Below are 7,344 nucleotides of genomic sequence, written 5' to 3'. Positions count from 1 at the left end.
ACTTCAACTGGATAACTCACTCTTGTCCCCATAGAAAAAACACCTCCATGTTTTATTTCGGATCACAACGGTCCGTTTTCAAACTTGAAGGTGTTTTTTATTTGTCTCATCTTAGGGGGACAGTCCCCATGCTGCAAGCTTTTTTTAATTTACTTTTGATTCGTTTTCCATTTCCCAAAGCTTTTCGAAAAATGGCTGTCCTTTAATCATTTTTTCACAGAATGCTAAATGGTTTTGAGACCACCCATCAATCGTTTCATTGTAAAGCATGTTCCAAATCTCTTCGAATGACATTCGTTTGATTCGGTTGTACATGCGCGGATTCCATTCCGTATACCAATAGGCAATTTCCGCCCTGTTTTGAAGTCCTTTTAATTGATCGAGCGCCATAAACATCAGCTGCTTCAACTGTCTTTCTTTTCTCGTTAATCCGCTGATATGCTGCGGTGGCAATGATAGAATATGATACTCTTTCGTCGATTCAAGGCTGTCTGTTGAGAATTCATACTCCTCTGCCTTCACATCTTTCACCATTTCATACACCAATTGCTCCTGTCTTGGAATCAATCGGCTCTTTCTGACAGGTATGGAATACCCAATCGTATCCACAGCGATGATCCGAATGCCATCCGTTACTACAAAGCAATACTCTAATTTTCGTCGTTCATGATTTTTGCGAACATATGATTTCTCAAATACAGATTCTAGCAGCGTTTTCGGGAGCTCTGATAGATCATTCTCTATGTAATCAAACAAAGGACTCTGCACCTTGAGTAAAGGCACTTGATCTAACAACTCGACACTGTCCTCCTTGCGCCACTCATGAAAATGGCACACATTATAGCCATTTTCTTCCCCTTCAAACCAATTCACCCATACGTCATGAAGAAATAACATAACCAATCCCTCACTTTTTAAAAACTGTTGTCCACAGTATGGGCAAGGGATAGAGAAATTATTCCAACTTTATTAAACTTCAAGCTGGGCGGCAGATGGTTTGTCCTTATTTTTTCGTTATTGTTAATAAAGCGGAAAAACCTTTCATCCGCATTGATAATAAACTGATAGCCAGCAACACTAGGCCGAAGATGGCAGTCATCCATATGACACCAATATATTTAGAAAACATACCGGCGATGATTAAACCGAGGTTAAAGAACATCTGTAAAATGGACATCGCACGTCCTCTATAGGCATTTGGAGTAAACCCAAGAAATAAACTGCTAATCGGCACATTCAAGAAAGCATTCATTAACCCAATACCAAAAATCCAAAGGTAAACAAACAGTGCTTCTAGAAACTCAACCGGTATGATAACCATCATCCAAATCCCCATAAAGATCGTCGTGGAAATTAAAATATAGCCTGGTTTTAATTTTCCAAGTAAATATGACCCTAAAATGGAGACAATAACGGCTTCAATCATCCCAAAATGAAAACCTGATACTTGAAATTCATGCAGCAAAATGGAGTTGGATGTGATTTAAAGCCTGCTTTTTCTGGTTTCAAGGTTACTATTTATTTGATTATTTCAGCAAAATTAAAACACAATGTCCGTTAACGCTCCTTTGTCTAAAGTCTACTCTCAGACAGAAGTATACTTTGTTTCATTATTGTAATTAGAATTTTTCATACATAAATATGATGTGATGAGTAGAGCAGCAAATATAATGATGAATAAAATAAGATATCCATATTGAGATTTTCCAGCTGGCACAACAGTTATAGTTAAGGTTCCAATTAAAGCAATCTGACCTAATAACTTACATGCATTAATTAATGAGTTGACACGTCCCATATATGCATTATCAACATGTTCGAACATATAACTTTTTCTAAATACTCTAATGGCAGCATTTGAATGACCCCAAAAAAAACTTGCTACAATAAATGTCACAGAGTGAGGGAAAAGAAAAATAACGACTGTTGAAATAGCAAATACGATCATAAACATAATGACACCTTGAATATGTGGAAGTCTCTTTGACATTTGATAGGCTACGAAACCAGCGCCAATTGCTCCGACTGCGTAAAAGATATTTGCAATACCAATTACTGTGGGACCTTCATTCAAAAATTGATAAATAAAAATTGGATCCAAATAATTTGCCACAATAATAACTATACTAGGCACAAAAGTCGTTAATAAAATTACGAACAAAACTTTCCGTTGAGATAGATATTGAAGTGAAGACCTAAAGTTAACCCAGTATGATACACTCTTTGTGGCATTGGACTCCTCTTCTACCAAACGACTTCGTTGATAAGGCAGTTTGTATATGATAATTGAAGCGGCAAGAAATGTCATGATATTCATAACCAATATAAGGGTAATGGATATTTGACCAATCATAAAAGCGGCTAAACTAGAGCTAATCATCAAAGCTGCTTGCCCCTGAACTTCTAAACTACTATTAACTTTACTATACTCATCCTCTTTAAACATTTCTTGAGTTAAAGCTGATAAAGTTGGGTATTTTATTGAATCATAAATTGTATTATACAAAGTCAATAAAACGACAAGAAAAATATTAAGGAAATTTGAAATATCAAAGAGGATGAGAAAAACAATCAGGATGAACGCACCTATTATTTCCAATTGCAGAAAGATAGCTTTCCGAGAGTGTCTATCAACCAAGCTTCCTAAAAAGGGCGAAGCAAAGAACACAAAAATCATCGTGACGATGGTTAAAATTCCATACAATACTGATTGATTCAATTGGTCTATCAGCAACCAAATGATTAAATAAGAAGTTACTCCGGTTCCCACAGTTGAAATCAGGTTAGCCGCTAATAGTAACCTTAACTTTCTCATTAAAAAATATATTCCTTTATTAATAGGAGTGATCCATCTTTATTGACTCGATAGCATTGTAAGAATCCATTATTTCCACCAATAATTAAATAATTCTCCCCATTTCCTCCCTTATAATGTTTAATTGCTTTTACATAGTCTGGCAACCTCTCAATTAAATAAACAATCTGACTATTTTCGTAATTATATACACCAATTTGATGGCCATAAGAAGAAATTGAAATGTAATCATCTATTCTTATAGATTCTTCTCTTGTATTATAAAGCAAGTCACCTACCATTTTTTTGTTAATGTCATAGGTATCTTTATCAATTTCAATATAACCGAATCCACCACCTGTTAAAACTAGATACTGTCCCTCAAGTCGAATTCTTTTTGGATACCCTTTTAAATTGAGTGATTTATGACTTTCTTCAAATGTGACATAATCAATAAAGTGAAGAGAATCATTGGAAGTGCCTATTACAACATCTTCCCCATTAAATATAGAAGTAGTAACAGCCGCATCGAAATTTTTTCTTCTTAATAACCTACCATTATTTAAGTCTATTTCTTGCATTATTCCATTATCTAACCCTACCATTGCAACTTGTTTATTCGAGCAGCACGATATACTTTTAGGCAGATATTCTAAATTTGTACTCCATAGAACATAGCCATTTTCATCAAAGCTAAAAATTAAATTTTTTCTAGATAAAGCAACAAATCTTGAGCTGTTTACACGCACTAATTTAAATATTAAGCCAAAGTTATATACAAACTTCTCTTTTTCTCTTATTATAATATCTGAATCATTGACCTCCTCAACAACAAATTTAGTAATCCCTTTGCCATTTGGAGCATAAAATTCATTTGAACTTTCACCATTCACAAAGTCCCAATAGCAAATATAATCAAAATCCAACTTTTCTAATTCATTTCCATATTTATCAACAATCAGCATTTCTCCAGATTGTAAAAGAACTAATATTCTATCATCATTCAGCATGAGACCATATGAAATCTGGTGATTAAATGGCCCCAATGTTCGTTTAAGTTTAAGACTAGAGGTCATATTATCAAATACATAAATTTTCCCATCAAATCCTCCAGTGTAAATTTCAGTGAAGTGTTTGTCAAAGAAAATAAATTCAACATCATCTGTTGTGAATGGGTGACTTGTAAACGTGAGTGATTCGGGATCAATGATTGCAAGACCTGACTCAATACCATATGAATTTTCCAAACCATAATCTTGTGTAGCGATGTAACGGTTATTCTTAGGATCATACCTAACTACATGTACACTTCCCTCATCAACTTTAATTTTTCTGTTAAATTCAAGCTTACTTAAATCACCGAAAAACAAATTTCCTTCTTTATCTGTAATAATTTGTTCAATAGCATTTTCCACATTAAAATAATCAATGAATGTCTTTTCATTACTAGGGTGTTCAATTATCTCCTCAACAACCAATGATTCTTTATTTAATTTCATAATTTGCCCAAAACCATTAGTTGTATATAAAAACTCTCCGAAAACTCGAATACCTCTCGCATTTGAAGGTGACGGCTCTTCATTTTGTAATAACTTTTCTGATAATGCATAATGTTCAGTATGTAGTGTCTGTAATTTTTTTAAGGTTTCAATACAGTATTTACTTAAGACTCCAAAGTAATCACGAGTATAAATATAATCGTCCGTTGCAGTAAGACAATAAACCTTCGTATTAATTAACGGTGCTGCTGAACTTTTAACAACTTCTAATTTATCATTTAAACGGTGTAGTACACCTTGCGTATCAACAGTGATAATATAATTTTTACTAGCTACATAATCAACCCTAAGTGGTCTAATTAACATTTTTCCTCCTCCTTTTTATATTAAAATTAAGTAGGGATACTTTTCTATATCCCTACCCAAACCTTTATAATTATTTACGTGTGTTTACTGAGCAGCGGATTGGTTGAACTTTAATTTCACGACCCATTTCTCTCACCTCCTTTAAATAATAATGAAAATAAATTTATATCTCATTTTAAAACATGATAATTTTCAGATTGATCGAACAATCTTATAAAATCTAAATTTTCACCATTTTTATTCACTGAATATACTCCTCCATCGTATGATCCAGCAAGAACTTCTTGACCTAATTTCTCCATATAACTTATCCCATTATTCGCTACTTTAAATATACTTTTCTTTTCATCATTTAAATCCCATACACTAATATATCCCCAATAATCGCCTGCAAATAATACTCCTGAAGAATTAAAGCATACTGTTTTTACTGAGTAGTTATGCATATTGTGAAGACCTTTTAAAGATCCGTTTGATACATCATAAATTCTGACAATTCTGTCTCTACTAACTGTTGCAAGTAAATTTTTCTTTTCATTGTATGAAAGATCATTTATGACAAATGAGGAACCAACTAAACGAATACATTCTGATATATTTTTTCGATTAAAAATATGCACTTCCCCTCCTGAAGAACCCGTAGCAATAAATTCCCTTTCTACTACCATTCCTTTAATGGCCCCATTATGTGCACGAAACTGATCAACGATGCTGAAATCGTAAAGGTTTATTTCAAATACATCCCCACTATATGAACCTATAAAAAACGAGTGATGTTCTCTATCATAAACAATTGAATTAAGTGGCCCAGATGAAAAATCAATTGATTTTATCATTGTCTTCAGTTCAGCATCTACCAAATGCAAATATCCTTTATGATCTCCCCAAGCTATTATAGAACCATCATTCGTCATACCTACGGCGTTATTCAAAACATGATTTACTGACAAAATCTTTTCTCCATTTATCCTAAACACACCATCATCTGAAGCAGTAGCGACATTTCCATTTTCACTAACAGCTATATCGTTTATGGAAGGGGTTGCACATGTTATGTTATTATCAATTAGTTGATTTTTTTCCCACTCCCATTCACAAAACTTATATCCAAATGTACAACCATATACTTTTTTTTCATCCTTACTAAAAGCAAACCCTACTTCCCACTGATATTTGTATTGAGGTAATGATGAAAACCTTTTGAAATTCCGATCCCAAATAAAAATTTGATGATCGTATGCAGCAGTTAATACGTAATTTCCAGATGGAGATATCTCTATAGTCTTAACACCGATTTTATGACCTTTTAATGTTTTCATTTTTGTATGTTTTAGAGCATCATATACATCTATATCACCATTATCTAACCCTATTAATAAAATCCCTCTATTTATATCTCCATTAATGGTATCTATGTCACAAGTATATGGACCTAAATTATCGAGCACTTCCCCAGTAATTAAATTCCACACCAAAACATTCCCGTTATTATCACAGGAAAAAACTTTATTGTTAAATGACCATACAGATTTGACACTGCTTTTATGTTCATTAAATTCACGAATAATATTACCGTTTTCAACATTCCACACTAAAACTCTGCCATCATGTTGTAATGATGTAGATATAATATATTGATCGTCCTCTGCGAAAATTGCATATTCGATGTCATCAGTATGACCTAAAAAAGTTTTTATTACTGATTCAGTCTTAGTATCAATCAATTTCATAGAATAATCAGAAGAGGATGTGAGTAAATATCCTCCATTTTTACTTAGTGTTAATCCTCCGACTAAATGCTCGTGTTCAGTAAGAAGATATGAGGATCCACTATTTAAATCCCATTTGTAAACTCTTTTATCATAGCCGCCAGTGTATGCATACTTCCCTGTTTGATCAATTACTATTGCTCTTAATGGCCCTGTATGCATTTTTCATCCTCCTTTACTAATTTAAAAGAATGATTCATATCATTTACCTTTGTTTCTAAATATTTAATGTTAAATTGATTAACTTCACCAATCACATTTTCACAGCTCTCTATCGCAATTCCACTTTGTTTCAAATTATTTATTTTATCAGGATTATTCGTCAATAGAATGATTGGCTTATTTCTTAAGGTTTTTAATAAATATGAAGTTTCTTCATAATCTCTACATTCTTCTTTATACCCCAGTAACAAATTAGCTTCTAACGTGGTGTAACCTTTCTGCTGTAAAACATAGGTCATTGATTTACTAAATAGACCTATCCCTCTTCCTTCATGATTTGATAAATAAAATAATGCACCTGTTCCAGCTTGATAAATTTTTTGTAGTGACAGTTTTAACTGAATTCCACAGTCACATTTTTCACTTCCAAAAATATCTCCAGTGTGACAGATACTGTGTAATCTAACTTTTGCCATTTCTGAGTTTTCAAAGTCTCCGTATATCAAAACAGTGCTTTGTTGAGATTCGTTTTGAGATAGGCTCGGTAATTTTTCCAGAGTTTTATTTAAGGACCATTTTTCATTATGTACAAACCAGGTATACCAATTAAAAATAATAATTTCTCCATTTAAATTAATAGGCAATTCAATAGGCCCGAAAAGGTACATATATTTCTTTTTTAGGGTATGATTTTTAATTTTTCAATTTTGTTCTCCTCACTTTATTTTTTGTAAATCCCATTTGTAAGTTGTTT

At 32.9% G+C, this 7,344-nt stretch carries 6 protein-coding genes; all 6 read right to left on the bottom strand.

Annotation, left to right across the window (positions count from 1 at the left end):
- Positions 1–144 precede the first annotated feature (144 nt).
- Complete coding sequence (locus LC033_RS07250; protein WP_226567607.1) at positions 145–897, bottom strand: YjbA family protein; 753 nt, start codon at positions 895–897, stop codon at positions 145–147.
- Between the two features lie 106 nt (positions 898–1,003).
- Positions 1,004–1,426 (bottom strand): MFS transporter, encoded by a 423-nt coding sequence (locus LC033_RS07245; protein WP_226567606.1) that lies wholly within the window; start codon positions 1,424–1,426, stop codon positions 1,004–1,006.
- A gap of 159 nt (positions 1,427–1,585) precedes the next feature.
- Complete coding sequence (locus LC033_RS07240) at positions 1,586–2,815, bottom strand: MFS transporter (protein WP_226567605.1); 1,230 nt, start codon at positions 2,813–2,815, stop codon at positions 1,586–1,588.
- Positions 2,815–4,659, bottom strand: a complete 1,845-nt coding sequence (locus LC033_RS07235; RefSeq protein WP_226567603.1) for a WD40 repeat domain-containing protein — start codon at positions 4,657–4,659, stop codon at positions 2,815–2,817. The genes LC033_RS07240 and LC033_RS07235 overlap by 1 nt, the downstream gene beginning before the upstream one ends.
- Positions 4,660–4,829: 170 nt before the next feature.
- The gene (locus LC033_RS07230) at positions 4,830–6,590 is read right to left on the bottom strand and encodes a WD40 repeat domain-containing protein (RefSeq protein WP_226567602.1); all 1,761 of its coding nucleotides are present in this window, start codon (positions 6,588–6,590) and stop codon (positions 4,830–4,832) included.
- Positions 6,572–7,234, bottom strand: a complete 663-nt coding sequence (locus LC033_RS07225) for a GTP cyclohydrolase II (RefSeq protein WP_226567601.1) — start codon at positions 7,232–7,234, stop codon at positions 6,572–6,574. Before LC033_RS07225 ends, LC033_RS07230 begins: the two co-directional genes overlap by 19 nt.
- Between the last annotated feature and the right edge of the window lie 110 nt (positions 7,235–7,344).

It is taken from the genome of Bacillus stratosphericus, from assembly GCF_020524495.1.
In the GTDB taxonomy this organism is placed as follows: domain Bacteria; phylum Bacillota; class Bacilli; order Bacillales; family Bacillaceae; genus Bacillus; species Bacillus stratosphericus_B.
Note: the sequence above shows the minus strand (reverse complement) of the source record. Positions and strands in the feature narration are given on the sequence as shown.

Bases quoted from the DNA above. Each gene is read 5' to 3' on its own strand.
- LC033_RS07250 (WP_226567607.1), bottom strand. From the start codon at position 897: ATGTTATTTCTTCATGACGTATGGGTGAATTGGTTTGAAGGGGAAGAA.
- LC033_RS07245 (WP_226567606.1), bottom strand. From the start codon at position 1,426: ATGATTGAAGCCGTTATTGTCTCCATTTTAGGGTCATATTTACTTGGA.
- LC033_RS07240 (WP_226567605.1), bottom strand. From the start codon at position 2,815: ATGAGAAAGTTAAGGTTACTATTAGCGGCTAACCTGATTTCAACTGTG.
- LC033_RS07235 (WP_226567603.1), bottom strand. From the start codon at position 4,659: ATGTTAATTAGACCACTTAGGGTTGATTATGTAGCTAGTAAAAATTAT.
- LC033_RS07230 (WP_226567602.1), bottom strand. From the start codon at position 6,590: ATGCATACAGGGCCATTAAGAGCAATAGTAATTGATCAAACAGGGAAG.